Origin of the sequence: Amphritea sp. HPY, from assembly GCF_050870985.1 — a bacterium.
Taxonomy (GTDB): Bacteria; Pseudomonadota; Gammaproteobacteria; order Pseudomonadales; family Balneatricaceae; genus Amphritea.
In genome coordinates, this window is sequence record NZ_CP194015.1 from 5230361 (window position 1) to 5247799 (window position 17439).

A 17439-nucleotide genomic window follows, 5' to 3' on the forward strand; every position below is an offset into this window, starting at 1 on the left:
CATATCACGGGATATCGAGTGGCGTGAGTATCAATTTACTACCAGTTGTATCGGCTTCAGTAGTGGGGAGGATATCGGTACTGGGCCATAGTCCACTGATAATGGCTTTCTCGTAACCATAATTCAGACCTGCAGCAGCCATTTTTTCAGCGCAGGTTTCTGCATCGTATTTCAACCTGTGCCAGCTTGCTTTAATCCCATGATTTTGGGGTGTTAGCAGCATATACCAGGTATCAGCTGTTCCATCATTAGCGGGCATGCCCACGACTCCGGCATTTAGCCAGTATCCATTCCCGGTATTCTCACCGAAGGGAATGCCGCTGTGGCCGCCGATAATAATGTCTGTACCCGCCTGTTTTAACTGTGACTGCTTTTCATCTGGCGAAGTGGAGGGGAAAATAAATTGATTGATGCTGTTGATACCCCCATGTATCGCCAGACAGTCAATATCGTTGAAACGAAATCTGAGTTGAGAAGGCAGATCGGCCATCCATGATTTGTTATCTTGGCCTATCCGAGGCCTGGAATAGTTATACCAGGCAACAGATAAAAGATTACAACTGCTGCCCTCTTCAAAACCGCAGCCACAGTCATCGGCATCATTACCTATGGACTCTTCACAGTTTCCGAGTACTACACTGATATTCCAGTCACGGATCAGGTTCACAGTCTCCTCCGGCGAAGCACAATAAGCAACGAGGTCGCCGGTACAGAGAATATTACAGGGTGGAATCTGCTGCTCTTCCGCGAACTTACGCATAGCGGTTGTTGCTTCAAGATTGCTGTATGGACCACCAAACACCAGTAGCGGGTGCTCTGATGAAGGGTTAAAGCCACTCATTACGGAGTGGCTTCTGCTGGTTGCGGAGCGCTCTGACTTAAGCGTCCAAACCAGAATAATGCGCAGCCAATTATCAGAATCAAAGCCGAAATAATTAATAGCTTAGTGTATTTATGCATATCGCCCATCAGGGCAGTATGGCCAGCTGATTCGACGAAGTAGAGTACTGCTCCGGCTATTGCCAGAAAGAACGTTGCTACATAGCTCCATACCGGGATGTCGTCGCGTCCACCCCATAGAGAGAAGAAGATCACCGGTGCCAGATACATTGATGCGGTACCACTTACGGCGACTGCGCTGAACAGGTCTTTGTTACCCATGAAGACACAAAGGAGGCCGAGAAGGATAAATACAGCCATAGTAATACGGCCGTTTTTCAGGCTCGGCTGTACGCACTTCATATCGACGGCAACCAGTTTCGATGAGCTGGATAAAGTGCTGTCCAGAGTCGACATCGCCGAGATCACCAATGTGATATTGAACAACAGCATCGGCATTTCGCCTAATATTCGCATCAATGTTGCATTCATCGTTTCGCCAGATGCTGCGTTAGCTCCGGCAAATACGCCAAATAGTCCAAACAGGGTTATGCATAAGATACTGATCCAGGCGGCATGCATAAAACTTTTACGGGTGGTGTCGCGGTCTGCAAGAAAGCCCCGGTCCATCATCACCGGATCGTGCATCGGATAGCTCCAGACCTGCAGGAAGGCGACCAGCATAAGGATTGGACCTGGATCGGTAATATTAAATGGCTTAAACATAAGGTCTTCAGCCGCAATATTGCCACTGCCCAGGGCCAGTACTGCAAGTACCGCAAGAACTATAAGGAACAGTAACATCTGGAACAGGTCTGTGCGCAGGGAGGCGTGTAATCCGCCGAGCATCGAATATAGCAGGGTTACAATTGCAAACAGTGCAACAGCAATTGTGTATGAGGTACTCCCGGCGACGCCGAACAGAATCCCGATAACCAGGATATTAGCAAAAACTTCACTGACCAGTCTTATCCCGATAACGAAGTTGTAGCAGCGGGTTCCGCAACCACCAAAACGATCTTCCAGAAACTCCTGGATGCTATTGAAACCATGCTGGAAGCGGACCGAATCGATAATCTTTGCGCCGGTCAGAAACGACAGATAATAAGCAGCGTAAGCTAAAGTGCCCCAGATGCCATAGTAAAAGCCAAGGATTGCTGCGTTTAAAAGGGAGCGGGCAAAGATCCAGGTGGTTACCTGTGAAAAAATCAGTAGTAGTAAGCCTGGTTGCTCACCGCAGGGAGAGAGACCTCTGAAAAAAGCGCCATTACTGTTTGCTTTCGGTGTCAGCATGATAGAAACAACAGCAATAAGACCAACTGCGATGGCCAACGACAGTTCCATAAAGGGCTCCATGTCATACGAGGTAAGTTATCGGTATAGGTCTATGATTAGATTCAATTGAGCTAGTTCCGTCAAGCTCTCAAAAAACTGGTTTATATAACTTGTAGACATAAAAAATGGTTATAAAAAAGGCCCGCTATGTAGCGAGCCTTTTTTGATGAACGGTTGGTTACTTGAATTTCTTACCGGTAGGTACTGCAACCACTGGTACTTTAGCGCCTTTGATAACCTGACGGGTTGTCTGGCTATGGTGACCAAAGGTGTTTTCAGAACCCATAACGATCATATCAGCGTTACGCTTGCTGGCGGTATGCAGAATAGCGTCAGTGTAGTTACCTTCAACAATGACATGCTCAATATCGAGATCCAAAGCTTTATCCAGTGAGCCGAGTTCCTCTTCACAGAACTTAGCAACACGGGTTTTCATCTGCTCTTTTACCTGAGAAATGCCTTCATCGTGCATCTTCTTGACTGTATCTTCCGGCAGGTAGTTTTGAATTAGGGCGTGACCCAGCTCGCCAATCGGCTCGATAACGTGCAGCATGACGATATGCGCATTGAACTGCTGTGCCAGGTTCACGGCTTGTCTGAATACCGGGCGGGTGTGCTTGCCCAGCGATGTGGTGTACAGAACTGTCTTAATTTCAGGGAGTGCCATGCGTATATTCCTTTTACTATATTGATCCAGACTCGTTTCTAGTTGGTCTGAATCAGCTTATTCTCATCGGTTGATGCCTGTTCACTCAGTATTGGCTGAGTGACACGATCAACCAGATAAATGATTGATTTATAGTCTATGCCGCTATGATGAGAGAGTCCTATCTCACAGGTTCGGCTGGTCGAATAGCCGGTGTTACATCCCTTTACCGCCGGTTTAAGTGTTCTCAGAGCTGATTCGTTCAGCTCCGGTGTACTGAAACCTTTATCACCAGCGAAGCCGCAACAGGTAATATGATCCGGAATAATTACTTTTGTTGCACACTTCTCAACGATATCTTTCAGCTTATCTGCGACCCCCATGCGGGTTGTACTGCAGGTTATGTGTAGTGCTACTGGTTCATCAACAGGCTTGAATATCAGTCGATCAAGTAGAAACTCATGTATGAACTCTACCGTATCAAATAACCGGATTCGTTGATCTGCATTATCCTTTAGTCTAAGACTGCAGGGGCTGGTATCAGAAAAGACGGGATACTCACCATTTTGTGTTGCCGTGAGCAGCATCTGCATCGTTTCAGTGGCCTTATAGTCGGCGGCATCGAACATACCTTTAGACTGAAAAGGCATACCGCAGCAGAGCTGATCAAGGTTATCGGGATAGATCACCTCAAAGCCCGCTTTGCGAAGCAGGTGTTCGGTTTTATCAGCTAGAGATACCTGTTCCTCATCGCCCCGAGCAGGCCCCATAGCCCGGCTGGCGCAGCTTGGCAGATAGACAACTTTTGGCGCGTCCGGATTAATAACCGGACGCTGGGTATCTATCTTTGGCGCTGCAGTCGGCATTGAAGGGGTCCATTGCTGGACCCTGTTACCCGACAGTTTACGTGTCGTATCACATACAGCGGACATCGCTTTAGTACCAATCAAACCATGGGTCAGATTAGCACCGGCGAATGCCAGCTTACTGATCTTCATTACGCCGCCATAATGCTCGGCTAACCATTGTGCCAGCTTGGTATGGCTTTCATTATTGCGGCTGCGAATTGAGCGGGTCAGATCGCCAGTATTGATACCTACCGGGCAGGTGGTGGAACATAACCCACAGGCGGCACAGGTATCAATCCCCTGATAAAGGTACTCTTTGCGCAGCTCTGCCAGTCGTTCCGGATCTTCTCCATTATCTTCCAGTCGGGCAATCTCACGCCAGATTACAATGCGTTGTCGAGGTGTCAGCGTCATATCCCGTGAAGGACAGGTTGGCTCACAGAAACCGCACTCAATACATTTATCGATTAGAGGGTCTGCTGCAGGCATAGGCTTGAGGTTATCAAGATGTACATGAGGGTCTTTGTTGAGCAGCACCCCCGGGTTCAGTATGTTGTTAGGATCAAACAGTTCCTTAAGTTCCCACATCAATGTATAGGCTTCCGATCCCCACTCTTTCTCAACATAGGGTGCCATATTCCGGCCGGTACCATGTTCGGCTTTAAGTGAGCCGTCGTACTTATCCACAACCATGTTGGCGACATCATCCATCAGGCCCTCATAGCGATCGATCTCTTGCTGCGCGTCAAATGACTGAGTGAATACGAAATGCAGGTTACCTTCTAAAGCATGGCCGAAGATAAGTGCTTCATCGTAGTGCCATTTCTCAAAAATCTGGTGCAGGTCATGTACCGCATCTGCCAGTTGGGGTACCGGGAAAGCAACGTCTTCAATAATGACTGTCGTGCCTGTCTGGCGCATAGCGCCCACCGCCGGGAACAGTCCTTTGCGGATTGCCCAGTACTTGGAATATTCAGCTGGATCTGTCGTGAAGTCGACTGGCTGAACCGTCTCCAGATCCGCTATAGAGGCTTTGATCTCTTCTACCTGGGCCGCCAGATGCTCAGCGCAGGCGGAACGGGTCTCAATTAACAGAGCCGCAGCATCTTCGGGTAATTCTTTTATAAAGGCAGGCATGCCAGCTTTATTTTCTACTGAACGCAAGCCAGCCCGGTCCATCATTTCAACCGCAGAAACCGGGGTGCTCTTAAGAATGGCGACCGCTTCACAGGTGGTTCGAACGGTTGGGAAAAAGATCAGCGCTGATGCTTTGTTCGGATGCTCGTCTACGGTGTTATAAGTGATCTCGGAGATGAAACCTAAAGTACCTTCTGATCCGATCATCAGGTGCTGCATCACGTCCAAAGGATCGCTGTAATCGATCAGCGCATTAAGGGCATAACCGGTGGTATTTTTCAGGCGGTACTTATGCTCGATACGTTGACGAAGCGTTTCATTTGCCTTGGTCTGACGAGCCAGGGAATCAAGAGCGGTAAGCAGGCCTTTATGATTCGACTGGAATTCAGCCCGGGATTTTTCATCGCCGGTATCAACTGAGCTTCCGTCGGCCATAACCAGTTTCATACTGTTCAGAGTCCGGTAGCTATTCTGTGCTGTACCACAGCACATCCCGCTGGCGTTATTGGCGGCGATACCCCCGATCATCGCAGTATTGATTGAGGCAGGGTCTGGACCGATCTTTTTATTGAAAGGTGCCAGGTAGCTGTTCGCCTTGCCACCAATTACACCTGGCTGCAGTGAGATCTGTGTAGCATCATCATTGATTTGATGGCCTTGCCAACCATCCTTGAGCTGAATCAACACAGAATCTGTAATTGCCTGGCCTGACAGGCTGGTGCCTGCAGCGCGGAAGGTAACCGGGATTTTATGGTCGTTCGCCAGAGTGACGATACGGGCTACTTCCTGTTCTGTTTCAGGACGTACTACCAGCTGTGGAATCAGGCGATAAAAGCTGGCGTCAGTGCCATAGGCCAGAGTACGAAGCGGATCAGAGATCAGGCGCTGTTCAGGAATAAACTCTAGCAGACGTTTTTGAAAATCTTGATATTCCTGTTTCATGGGCAAAATCTCACCTTAGGTTTCTGCAGCGAGACAGAACCTTTTTTTATTACTGCCCGATGGTTGGGCGGGGGTGTTTATTAGGATAGGGGACAGAGGCGGGACAGAATAATCCCGCCTCTTGAGTTTCTGGCTTAGCCGTAGGCTGCGGCAGGTAGCCAGAGCACCAGCTGTGGCCAGAATACCAATATCAGCAGAGCAACCAGCTGCAGCACGATAAACGGCATAACACCTTTGTAGATATCACTCAGTTTTACGTTTGGCGGGCACACCCCTTTGAGATAGAACAGGGCAAAGCCGACGGGGGGGGTCAGGAACGACGTCTGTAATGTCATCGCGACCAGCATTACGAACCATACTAACTCAGGGTAATCCACAACACCGTAACCATCGATATCGAGTCCCAGGGCCGATATTACCGGTGCTAATAAAGGCAGAATAATCAGTGTGATTTCGATCCAGTCCAGGAAGAATCCCAGCAGGAAGATCACGCCCAGGATAAAGAAGATGATGCCGTACTGACCAAATGGCAGGCCGGTCAGGAAAGACTCGATCAGTTCATCGCCGCCCAGTTCACGAAGCACCAGGGCAAAACAGGTCGCCCCGATAAAGATCGCGAAGATATACGCGGTGGTGTTGTACGTTCCCGCAACAACTTCTTTTAATACCTTGAAATTAAATTTGCTGTTATACACGGCCAGTATGGTTGCACCAAAGGCACCGACACCAGAAGCCTCCGTCGGTGTGGCGATACCCGCAAAGATGGAACCGAGTACCACGAAGATCAGCGCCAGGGTTGGGGTTACTGCTTTCAAGACATTAATTAATGTCGCAAGCGTAACCGGTTTAGCGTCTGGCGGAATCGGTGCTGATTCCGGCTTAAGCCAGCCGGTAACCAAAATGTAAATGATATACATTGCGCCAAGCATAAGGCCTGGGAATACCGCACCCATGAACAGATCACCTACAGACAAGCCAAGCTGATCAGCCATGATTACCAGCATGATACTTGGTGGGATCAGGATACCCAAGGTGCCGGCGCTGGCAATGGTGCCCAGTGCTAGCGGCATGGCATAGCCCTGTTTAGTCATCGCAGGTAGTGACATCACCGCCAGTAATACTACGGATGCGCCAATGATGCCGGTAGACGCTGCCAGAATTATACCGATAGCCGTAACTGTAATCGCAAGGCCGCCACGAACATTGCCGAACAGCTCCTGCATCGACTTCATCAGTCGCTCGGCGACACCGGATTTATCCAGCATAATACCCATAAATATAAACATGGGCAGGGCGACCAGAATCCAGTTGTCCATGATCTTCCACAGACGGTTAACCACCAGACCCAGAGTCAGAAAATCCAGACCGGTAAAGGTATCCAGATAAATATCTGCCAGATAGCCTATACCCGCAAATAATACGCCGATACCACCTAGTACCCAGGCAACAGGAATACCCGTGAAGAGCAGAGCGATGAACGACAGGAACATCGCAATAACAAGGATTTCATTAGCTTCCATTACGCATTACCTTTAAACAGCAGAACAGTGTCACGATACAAACGGGATAAAACGGCAAGACCTAACATCAGCATGCTGAGCGGAATTACGCTTTTGACCAGCCATCGCCAGGGTAGGCCGGAAGGTGATTCCGAATGTTCATTGATGCGCCATGAGTCGGCAACAAAATCGAGGCTGTGGATGAAAATAACGCTGATAAAAGGTAATACCAGAATCAGAATACCCAGAATTTCGATGATGTATTTTGTTTTGGCCCTGAATGAGGAATAGAACAGGTCAACGCGGATGTGCGAGTTAGTGGTTTGAGCATAAGAAAGACCAAACATCACCCCCACGGCATAGAGATGCCACTGTAGTTCTTCCAGAACGATTAAGCCGCTGGCGAATCCCTTTCGCAGAATGACCTGAGTCATGATTACCAGGACCAGCAGGACATACGCCCAGGCGATACTTAGCCCTACTCTTTGAATTGCTCTGTCGATACTGTCCGCCAGGGGAACTGGAGGCAGGCTGCTTTGCTCATTCACCGTGATGCACCTTTACCGATTATTATTCTATTAATTGCGTAGAAACTTTTTACAAAAGTTCTGAAAAACGAACTGGACAATACATTTTGCAGAAATCTTGACTGTCATGGCTGACTTTTTTGATAAAAGCTGGGGAGTTGTACTCCCCAGCTTTTAATGGTGAGTCTTACTTAGTAGTACGAGGCAGGAATGCGTTAGCTTCCCAAAGGTCATAACCTTTACGGAAAGTGCTCAGGTCAGCCCAAACTTTATTAAAGAATGGGTCAGCAGCAGTTTTTTCTTCAACCACTTCCTGCCATTTCTCTTCAAATGCTTGCAGCATAGTGTCATTCCAGTAGCGGATTTCGACACCGTTTTCCTGTGCTTTTGCCATCACTTCGAACTGCATGGATTCACCCTCTGCAATTGCGTTAGTCATAGACGCTTTACAGGTGTTCTCAACAATTGCTTGCTGGCCTTCGGACATCTTGCCCCAGGCACCTTTGTTGATCAGCAGTTCAAATACAGTCGCCTGCTGGTGCCAGCCAGGGAAGTAGTTGTATTTCATGATTTTGTGGAAGCCAAGACGCTGGTCGATAGCAGGCTGAGAGAACTCACTTGCGTCGATTGCACCTTTTTCCAGAGCACCGAAAATTTCACCGCCAGGCAGCTGTGAAGTAGAAACACCCATTTTCTCCATAACAGAAGCACCCAGACCGAAGAAGCGCATGTTCATGCCTTTCAGGTCTGCTGGAGTGTTAATTTCTTTGTTGAACCAGCCAGATGTTTCCGGGGAGATAATTGCACAAGGGATAACTTTTACGTTGTAACCATTGGTGTCATACATCTCTTGATACAGCTTCATGCCGTTGCCGTAGTACAACCACGCCATATATTCACCGGCTTCAGGGCCGAAGGGAACAGCAGAAAACAGTGCTGCAGCTGGCATCTTGCCCTGCCAGTAACCAGCAGTAGCGTAACCGGAATTAACTTTACCTGAGGATACGGCATCCAGAATCTCTTTCGCACCAACCAGTTTACCCGGCTCGTAGATCTTCATTTTCATGGAGCCGTCACTCATTGTCGGCAGCTGTTCAGAAACCCATTTAATCGGGGTGCCGAGTGCCGGCAGGTGAGAACCAAACGCGATAGGAGTCTTTAGCAGAATCCGGTCAGCCGCTTCTACAGTAGCAGTAGTCGCCGTAAATCCGGACGTTAACACCGCAGCAGAAACAAGAGACATTGCGAATTTTTTCATGGTTTACCCTCATGATGTTTGTTGTTTTTGTATTTACTTACAGGCTTCAGGGCTGGTTATTCGGAAACCTTTAATATTGCCCTTGAATAATTGGTCTTACCAATTTACCATGTAATGTATCGCTACCTTAAATTTTTGAGGTGCAGTTTGTCAATCATTTTTTTAGTTATAAATCTAGACTCTTTTTCTGAAATTGTTCTACTTTTCAATGAAAAGATTCAAAAAATGAAAAGTTTAGATAAGGTAAGACCAATTTATTGTTGGTGGTTTATGATCCGCATCTGTAAATTGCACACCACTAAAATAATGGTTTAAATATATTGAAATCCACAGTGAACAGACTCTTCTAAAGTGTTCTGATGTGGTGGAGAGAGTTTCTGATGGCGTATCAAAGGGTAAAGCAGCCAAAAATATCTGATGTCATTATGGGGCAGCTGGAAGAGATGGTACTGGAGGGGACGTTAAAGCCAGGTCAAAAACTCCCACCCGAGCGCGAACTGGCAAAGCAGTTTGAAGTCTCGCGTCCATCACTGCGTGAAGCGGTACAAAAGCTAGCGGCGAAAGGGTTACTCATTAGCCGACAAGGCGGTGGCACTTATGTGTCTGAAGATATCGGCAGCGCTTTTTCTGATCCTTTACTAGAGTTATTCAAAAGCCATCCCGAAGCGCAATATGATCTGCTGGAGTTCCGGCACGCACTGGAAGGGGTTTCTGCTTATTATGCTGCGCTGCGGAGTACACCTGCCGATAAAGAGAATATCCGGGCCTGTTACAACGCTTTGCAGGAGCACCATGACCGTAAGGAATTCGATAAAGAGGTGTATGCGGATGTGGATTTCCACCTGGCGATTGCTGAGGCAGGGCATAACATGGTGTTGCTGCACATGATGCGGGCACTGTTTAATCTGTTGCGTCAGCACATCTGGGATAACCTGCATGATATTTACCCAAAATCGGATATTCGCAGCAAAATACATGAACAGCACTCGGTTTTGATGGAAGCGATTATCGATGGTAATCCGGAGCTGGCAAAGAAGGCCGCTCATGATCACCTTGCTTATGTTGAGGATGCCCTTTTAGAACAAGGACGAGAGAACACCCGGCTGAAACGGGCGCTGCGTCGTTCGGATATCACGCCACTGTAATTATCAGGCTGTATAAAAACTACAGCCTCTGTCTATTCTGTAGTCAAACTAGACTTCAAAAGGTTTTTTTTGTAGTATTACTACAAAATCAAGTTCAACCATAAAAACAGACAGGCTTGCTGCGGTGCAGCATGAAGCCTGCGCCAGAGCTGTTTAAGCATAAAGAGACGTACTGCAGGCTAGACCAGAAAGTGCTGAAGATACAAAAACAAACACTGTTTTTGGCTTCTGCCCTTTTTTTGTCTGTTTTCGCTTGCATTGCTGATCGCTGAATTGCTCACCGTTCGCCAGCGGACCTATTGGGAGGTCCGGTTTTGAGTGCAAGAATAGTGGAGAAAGGCAAAGTGCAAGACATAATCGATGATATTGATCCAATCGAAACTACTGAATGGCTAGACGCGCTGGAATCAGTTGCCAAAAATGAAGGCAGCGATCGCGCGCACTATATTCTGAAAAAACTGGGTGAAAAAGCATCCGACCTTGGTGTTGATGCAAATACTTCCCTGAATACTCCTTACCGCAATACCATCGCGCCGAAAGATGAATCCCGTATGCCGGGTGATCTGTTTATGGAGCGTCGTATCCGTTCCTTCATTCGCTGGAATGCGATGGCGATGGTAATGCGTGCCAACGATAATGATGACGGTCTGGGTGGTCACATCTCCAGCTTCTCATCTTCGGCAACACTGTACGATATAGGTTTTAACTATTTCTTCCGTGGCTCCGAAGGTGAGCAGGAAGGTGACCTGGTATTCTTCCAGGGTCACATCGCGCCGGGTATTTACTCCCGTGCATATCTGGAAGGCCGCCTGACTGAAGAGCAGATGGACAACTACCGCCGTGAAGTAGACGGTGTAGGCCTTTCCTCTTATCCACATCCTTGGTTGATGCCGGATTTCTGGCAGTTCCCGACAGTATCGATGGGTCTGGGTCCAATCCAGGCTATCTACCAAGCGCACGTTATGCGCTATCTGTCTGCCCGTGACCTGATCGATCGTGGCTCCCGTAAAGTATGGGCGTTCCTGGGTGATGGTGAGTGTGATGAGCCGGAATCCCTGGGTGCGATCGCACTGGCAGGTCGTGAGCAGCTGGAAAATCTGGTGTTCGTTGTTAACTGTAACCTGCAGCGTCTGGATGGTCCGGTTCGTGGTAACGGCAAGATCGTTCAGGAACTTGAAGGCGTGTTCCGCGGTGCTGGCTGGAACGTTGTTAAGTGTCTGTGGGGCCGTCACTGGGATCCACTGTTTGAAAATGATGATAAAGGACTGTTGCAGAAGCGCATGGACGAAGTCTGTGACGGTGAGCTGCAGAACTACAAGGCTAACGGTGGTGCATACACCCGTGAGCACTTCTTCGGTAAGTACCCTGAACTGCTGGAGATGGTTAAAGATCTGTCTGATGACGAGATCATGAACCTGAACCGCGGTGGTCATGACCCTTATAAAGTATTTGCTGCCTATCAGAATGCAATGGATCACAAAGGTAAGCCAACTGTAATCCTGGCACAAACTGTCAAAGGTTACGGTACTGGTAAGTCTGGTCAGGCGAAGAACGATACCCACTCAATGAAGAAAGTGGCGATGGATGACCTGATGGACTTCCGTGATCACCACAACATTCCTCTGAGTGATGACCAGCTGAAAGAGGTTCCATACTACCGTCCGTCTCCGGATTCTCCGGAAATGAAGTATATGATGGACCGACGTAACAAGCTGGGTGGTGTGTATCCTACCCGTCGCTCTGACTTCGATGCTCTGGAAATTCCGCCACTGGAAACGTTCGCAGCGCAGCTGAAAGAAAGCGGTAAGCGTGAGATGTCCACTCAGATGGTTCTGAACCGGGTTCTGAGTACACTGGTAAAAGATAAGAATGTAGGTCAGCGGGTCGTGCCGATCGTACCGGATGAGGCCCGAACCTTTGGTATGGAAGGTATGTTCCGCCAGCTGGGTATCTATACCTCGGAAGGTCAGCGTTACGTACCACATGATTCCGATCAGATCATGTTCTACAAAGAATCCAAAACTGGTCAGATCCTGGAAGAAGGTATCAACGAAGCGGGTGCAATGTCTGCGTGGATGGCGTGTGCCACATCCTACAGTAACAACAACTGCACCATGCTGCCGTTCTATATCTACTACTCTATGTTCGGTTTCCAGCGGATTATGGACCTGGCATGGGCCGCAGGTGACATGCAGGCACGTGGTTTCCTTATCGGTGCTACTTCCGGCCGTACTACGTTGAACGGTGAAGGTCTGCAGCACCAGGATGGTCACTCTCACCTGATGGCGCAGATGATCCCGAACTGTGTATCTTACGATCCAACCTTCGGTTACGAACTGACAGTTATTGTTCAGGACGGCCTGAAGCGTATGTACCAGGACAAAGAGAACAAGTTCTACTACATCACCACCCTGAACGAAAACTATGCTCACCCGGCAATGCCTGTTGGTGCTGAGGAAGGTATCGTGAAAGGTATGTACGTTCTGCAGGAAGGTAAAGATTCCGATAAGAAAGTACAACTGATGGGTTGCGGTACTATTTTGCGTGAAGTGATCGCCGCTGCCGATATCCTGCGTGACGAATATGGCGTTGAATCCGACATCTGGAGCACTACGTCTATCAACGAAGTACGCCGTGATGCGCAAGCTGTAGCTCGCTGGAATATGTTGCACCCTGAAGAAGAGGTTCGCACCTCTTATCTGGAAGACTGCCTGACAGATCGAGAAGGTCCGGTAATCGCCGCAACCGATTACATGCGTATGTACGCTGATCAGCTGCGTGAGTATATCCCTCGTAACTACAAGGTACTGGGTACTGACGGCTACGGTCGCTCCGATACCCGTACCAAGCTGCGTGAATTCTTTGAAGTTAACCGTTACTACGTAACAGTTGCTGCCCTGACTGCGCTGGCAGAAGACGGCAAGATCGAGCGTTCTGTTGTAGCTAAAGCGATGCAGAAGTTTGGCATTAACCCGGAAAAACCAGCCCCTTGGACTGTGTAACCCGTCGCTGAACTTTTAAGAGAGGATAATAACGTGAGTACTGTAAACATTACGGTTCCTGATATTGGTGGCGCTACAGACGTAGATATCGTTGAGGTATGTGTAGCGGTTGGCGATAGCATTGCAGAGGGCGATTCCCTGATCGTCCTGGAAACAGATAAAGCGTCGATGGAAGTACCATCGACTGAAGCGGGTACAGTGGTTGAGCTGTTGGTTCAGGAAGGCGATACCTGTAATGAAGGTCAGGCAATCGCAGTGCTGGAAACCGGTGCTGCTGCTCCTGTAGCCGAAGCGCCTGTTGCTGAAGCAGCACCAGCGCCTGTCGCTGCAGCACCTGCTGCTCCGGCAGCCGCAAGCGCAGTAGAAAAGGTACTGGTACCTGATCTGAGCGGTGCCACCGACGTTGATGTTGTCGAAGTGCTGGTTAAGGCCGGCGACAGTGTTGAGGAAGGCGATTCCCTGATCGTACTGGAAACTGACAAAGCCTCTATGGAAGTGCCTGCACCGAAATCCGGTGTAGTCGTTTCTATTAATATTAATGATGGCGACACTATCAACGAAGGTGATCACCTGTGTGATCTGCAGGTTGCTGGTGCAGCGATGGCAGTTGAATCAGAAGCACCTGTAGCAGCGGCTCCTGCTGCAACATCGACTCCGGCAGCAGCTCCGGCGGCACCAGCTCCTGTTGCTGGTGGCGTAGAAGATGTACTGGTTCCTGATCTGAGCGGTGCTACCGACGTTGACGTGGTTGAAGTCCTGGTTAAGGACGGCGACAGCGTTGAGGAAGGTGACTCCCTGATCGTGATCGAGACCGATAAGGCCTCTATGGAAGTACCGGCACCTAAAGGGGGTGTGGTTAAGTCCATGAAGATCACCGAAGGTGGTCAGGTTAACGAAGGCGATCTGCTGATGCAGCTGGAAGTTGTTGGTGTTGCTGCACCAGCAGCGGCTCCTGCACAAGCGCCTGCTCCGGCACCTTCTGCTCCGTCTAAAGCACCTGCAGCTGCCCCAGCTCCTGCTGCTGCTGCAAGTGGCGCGGTTGACCGTGAAGCACTGGAGAAGAAGAACAAATCCGTTCATGCCGGCCCTGCAGTTCGTGCAATAGCCCGTGAGTTCGGTGTTGATCTGTCCCTTGTAACCGGTACCGGTCCACGTGGCCGTATGCTGAAAGAAGACGTTCAGGCCTATGTTAAAGGTGCCCTGAAGCAGCTGGCTGAGAAGCCTGCGGCAGCAGCGGTAACCGGTGGTTCAGGTATTCCGGCGATTCCAGAAGTAGATTTCAGCCAGTTCGGCGAAATCGAAATGGTGAAGATGTCCAAGATCCACAAGCTGACCGCGGCGAACATGTCCCGCTGCTGGCTGAACATTCCGCATGTTACTCAGTTTGATAAAGCGGATATTACCGATCTGGAAGCGTTCCGTGCCAGCATGAAAGAGGAAGCAGCGCGCGATGGCGTTAAGCTAACTCCTCTGCCATTCATGCTGAAGGCTATCGCTATTGCACTTAAAGCGCATCCGAAGTTTAACGCTTCTCTGCATGCCGATGGTGAGCATGTGGTGCTTAAGAAGTATGTAAACATCGGTATGGCGGTTGATACGCCAAACGGCCTGATGGTTCCTGTGATCAAAGATGCAGATAAGAAGAGCATCTATGAGCTGTCTAAGGAAGCGGTTGAGCTGGCTGGTAAGGCAAAAGACCGTAAGCTGAAACCTGCAGAGATGCAGGGTGCATGCTTCACTATCTCCAGCCTGGGTGGCATTGGCGGTACTGGCTTCACGCCGATCGTTAACGCACCTGAAGTGGCTATCCTGGGTATCTCTAAAGCAGATATCGAGCCACGCTGGAACGGTAAGGAGTTCGAACCACGTAAGATGCTGCCACTGTGCCTGTCTTACGATCACCGCGCCATCAACGGCAGTGATGCAGGTAAATTCCTGACCTACCTGAATCAGTTGCTGAGCGACGTGCGTCGCATGGCGATGTAACAAAAGCTTTATTCGGCTTTGCAAGCAGAGCCTGAAAACAGTTTCTCATGGCTATTTAATGCCAATGACTCAAGCCCCTTCTCATTTTTGAGAAGGGGCTTTTTTTATCTGACGAATTTTCGGGAGCGCTTTATAGCGGTAGAAGGTTGGTGATAACTGATTAATCCCAGAGATAAAAGCAGCATGAAGGTTGCTGCATTTGCTGGAATTTGAAGGTTGAAATCGACGGTAGAATGAATAGCGAAAGCGATAATTGCCATGATCGAACTGAACGCTATACCAATATGTAAGCTTGATCGTCTCTTACGTAGCGCAAGTAGCGCATAGATAAAAACCAAAACGACCCCAGTAAACAAGGCAATGCTTGGCAGTAAACCATATTCGATGATGAACTGTAGATAATCATTGTGGGTATGAAGGTAGAAACCATCGCCACTGTCGTAAGTTCGGTAGCCCGGAAATAAGGTATAGAAAGAACCTGCACCTGAACCTGAGTAATCAAGGTTATCAATCATAGCAAGAGAGTGACTGTTCACTTCGTCTCTGCTTTCATTGGCGCTGGTTGTGTTTTGCAGTCTTTCTGCGATTTTGGATACGCCAAAAAAGCTACCTACAACAAAGAAATCAATCACCAGAATCGTTATGAAAAATAAAACCATAGATTTCGTAGAACGTTGATGAAAGAGTAGCGTAATGATCGAAGCAATGCTCAGGCTGATAAAGAAGGCACTATTGCCCATTCTGGAGTGCGTCATAACGAGACCAGCGACAAGCATTACCAAAGCTAAGCGTATCAGGATTTTACTGCCGAGCACTGAACGAATTATCTCACGAGTGTGATATTTGATAGTTGATCGGAGACCGCTGCCAAGTTTGCTGATCATTAGGCCAATTCCTGCACAGAGGCAAAGCACCAGGTAGCCGGCCAGGTGATTCCTGTTGATAAAAGTACCGGTAGCGACTCCCAGATAGCTCTCTTTTTTCATAAATACACTGTATTCAGTGCCGGTTAGCGTCATCAGTGTTCCATAAATGGATTGAAATAATCCGCTAAAAATCAGGACGATGATAATGATTTGGATGCGCGACTTGTCGGTTAGTGTCAGTAAGCAGAGCGTCATGAACAGAATCAGGCATACACCGAGTAAGGCCTCGTGAGATGTGCTGCTGATATCGATAGACATAAATATCGGACCCGCTGGAAAAATTAGCTGGCAAATGGCAACCAGAGGGGGGGCTGATAACAGTGCTATTACCGGGAGTGCTTTGTGAACCTGGACAGGAATGGTGGCCTTATCTTGCAGGTATAGATAGATCCAATAGGCGCTTAGCATCAGAATAATCAGGCAAAATAAGCTGCTGGACCAAAGTCTGTTACTGCCGAAAGGTAAGGGAAGCCAGAATACTAATAAACAGATGCAGTAAAAAAGAGCCTTGTCGGCATGGGGCTGTTTGTTGGTTATGTCGTTAGTCATGATTTTGGGGGGCACTGCCAATAGCACTAGCTGTCGCTGATGCCGCCGCGCCCGTTAATGTCAGCAAAGGGTACTGCAGAGGTCGAGTTTATCAGCTGCGAAATCGGCGGCACACCTGCGGAAGGTTGTTCGAGCAGGGCGGTGATATCGGCATTAGCAGCCAATGCCATTGTGATGAGCTGAACTTCTGTAATACCGTTATTTAAAGCACTTTTACCGATAATAGTAAGCGCCTCATTATCATTGCTGAATACAGAAATGAGGGCCGCGTAGATCGCTTCTGTATTGCCCTCGGCACAGGCGCAAGCAATATCTGCGGCAAAGTCATTGGCTGTTTCTTGTGCCAATGCGTCGTCAGTGTCGATCTCTTTTTTCAGTAATGCTTCAGGTTCGCGGAGTCGGCATTGCTCCAGTCTCACCTCTAGCTCGTGATTCTTTTCCACCAGCTCTTCAGATTCATCATAGCGTTGTGATATATCAGCATCTTTCAGACAGCTTGTCAGTAGTTGATCCAGAACGAGTTGTAACGGTTGCTCTTGTTGGACGGCTTTAGTGATTGCTGATATCAGTGAATCACCAGAGGACAGGTCGGAGCTGATGTCACTGTAGCTGTTGAGAGGGAGGAATAATAGACAGGCAAATAAACCTGAGATAATGCGATTCATTGTCACGTGCTCCATGTGTTACAAAAGCTCTGTAGCTTCTGGTCTGAATCCTTCAGATAGACAGCATGGTAGCAGTGTTTTGTTTGAAAAGTAAG

General features: G+C 48.6%; 12 protein-coding genes. 3 read left to right on the forward strand and 9 right to left on the reverse strand.

Annotated features, from left to right (window positions below):
- Nucleotides 1–4: 4 nt before the first annotated feature.
- From ACQUQM_RS23350 to ACQUQM_RS23380, 7 genes are all read right to left on the reverse strand, one after another.
- Nucleotides 5–841, reverse strand: coding sequence for a metallophosphoesterase family protein (locus ACQUQM_RS23350; protein ID WP_432472264.1), 837 nt, complete (start codon nt 839–841; stop codon nt 5–7).
- Entirely contained in the window at nt 841–2223 is a 1383-nt protein-coding gene (locus ACQUQM_RS23355) for a sodium:proline symporter (RefSeq protein WP_432472265.1), read from the reverse strand. Before ACQUQM_RS23355 ends, ACQUQM_RS23350 begins: the two co-directional genes overlap by 1 nt.
- Nucleotides 2224–2392: 169 nt before the next feature.
- Entirely contained in the window at nt 2393–2881 is a 489-nt protein-coding gene (locus ACQUQM_RS23360) for a universal stress protein (protein WP_432472266.1), read from the reverse strand.
- Between the two features lie 38 nt (nt 2882–2919).
- The gene (locus ACQUQM_RS23365) at nt 2920–5787 is read right to left on the reverse strand and encodes an FAD-binding and (Fe-S)-binding domain-containing protein (RefSeq protein WP_432472267.1); all 2868 of its coding nucleotides are present in this window, start codon (nt 5785–5787) and stop codon (nt 2920–2922) included.
- A 134-nt stretch (nt 5788–5921) separates the two neighbouring features.
- Nucleotides 5922–7307, reverse strand: coding sequence for a TRAP transporter large permease (locus tag ACQUQM_RS23370; protein WP_432472268.1), 1386 nt, complete (start codon nt 7305–7307; stop codon nt 5922–5924).
- On the reverse strand, nt 7307–7834 hold the full coding sequence (locus ACQUQM_RS23375) for a TRAP transporter small permease subunit (RefSeq protein ID WP_432472269.1): 528 nt from the start codon (nt 7832–7834) through the stop codon (nt 7307–7309). Before ACQUQM_RS23375 ends, ACQUQM_RS23370 begins: the two co-directional genes overlap by 1 nt.
- Nucleotides 7835–8000: 166 nt before the next feature.
- A complete protein-coding gene (locus ACQUQM_RS23380) occupies nt 8001–9071 on the reverse strand; it encodes a TRAP transporter substrate-binding protein (RefSeq protein WP_432472270.1) in 1071 nt (356 codons plus the stop codon).
- Between the two features lie 380 nt (nt 9072–9451).
- Between ACQUQM_RS23380 and pdhR the strand changes: the two genes are divergently transcribed.
- The 3 genes from pdhR to aceF all read left to right on the forward strand — a co-directional run bounded on the left by pdhR (nt 9452) and on the right by aceF (nt 15204).
- Complete coding sequence (gene pdhR / locus ACQUQM_RS23385; RefSeq protein ID WP_432472271.1) at nt 9452–10216, forward strand: pyruvate dehydrogenase complex transcriptional repressor PdhR; 765 nt, start codon at nt 9452–9454, stop codon at nt 10214–10216.
- 314 nt (nt 10217–10530) lie between these two features.
- Nucleotides 10531–13218 carry a pyruvate dehydrogenase (acetyl-transferring), homodimeric type gene (aceE, locus tag ACQUQM_RS23390; RefSeq protein ID WP_432472272.1) on the forward strand — a complete coding sequence of 896 codons (2688 nt, stop codon included), beginning with the start codon at nt 10531–10533 and terminating at the stop codon, nt 13216–13218.
- Nucleotides 13219–13251: 33 nt separating this feature from the next.
- On the forward strand, nt 13252–15204 hold the full coding sequence (gene aceF / locus ACQUQM_RS23395; RefSeq protein ID WP_432472273.1) for a dihydrolipoyllysine-residue acetyltransferase: 1953 nt from the start codon (nt 13252–13254) through the stop codon (nt 15202–15204).
- A gap of 104 nt (nt 15205–15308) precedes the next feature.
- On the opposite strand, the gene ACQUQM_RS23400 is transcribed toward aceF, so the two are convergent.
- Nucleotides 15309–16388, reverse strand: a complete 1080-nt coding sequence (locus tag ACQUQM_RS23400) for an O-antigen ligase family protein (RefSeq protein WP_432472274.1) — start codon at nt 16386–16388, stop codon at nt 15309–15311.
- A 317-nt stretch (nt 16389–16705) separates the two neighbouring features.
- The gene (locus ACQUQM_RS23405) at nt 16706–17344 is read right to left on the reverse strand and encodes a hypothetical protein (protein WP_432472275.1); all 639 of its coding nucleotides are present in this window, start codon (nt 17342–17344) and stop codon (nt 16706–16708) included.
- Nucleotides 17345–17439 lie beyond the last annotated feature (95 nt).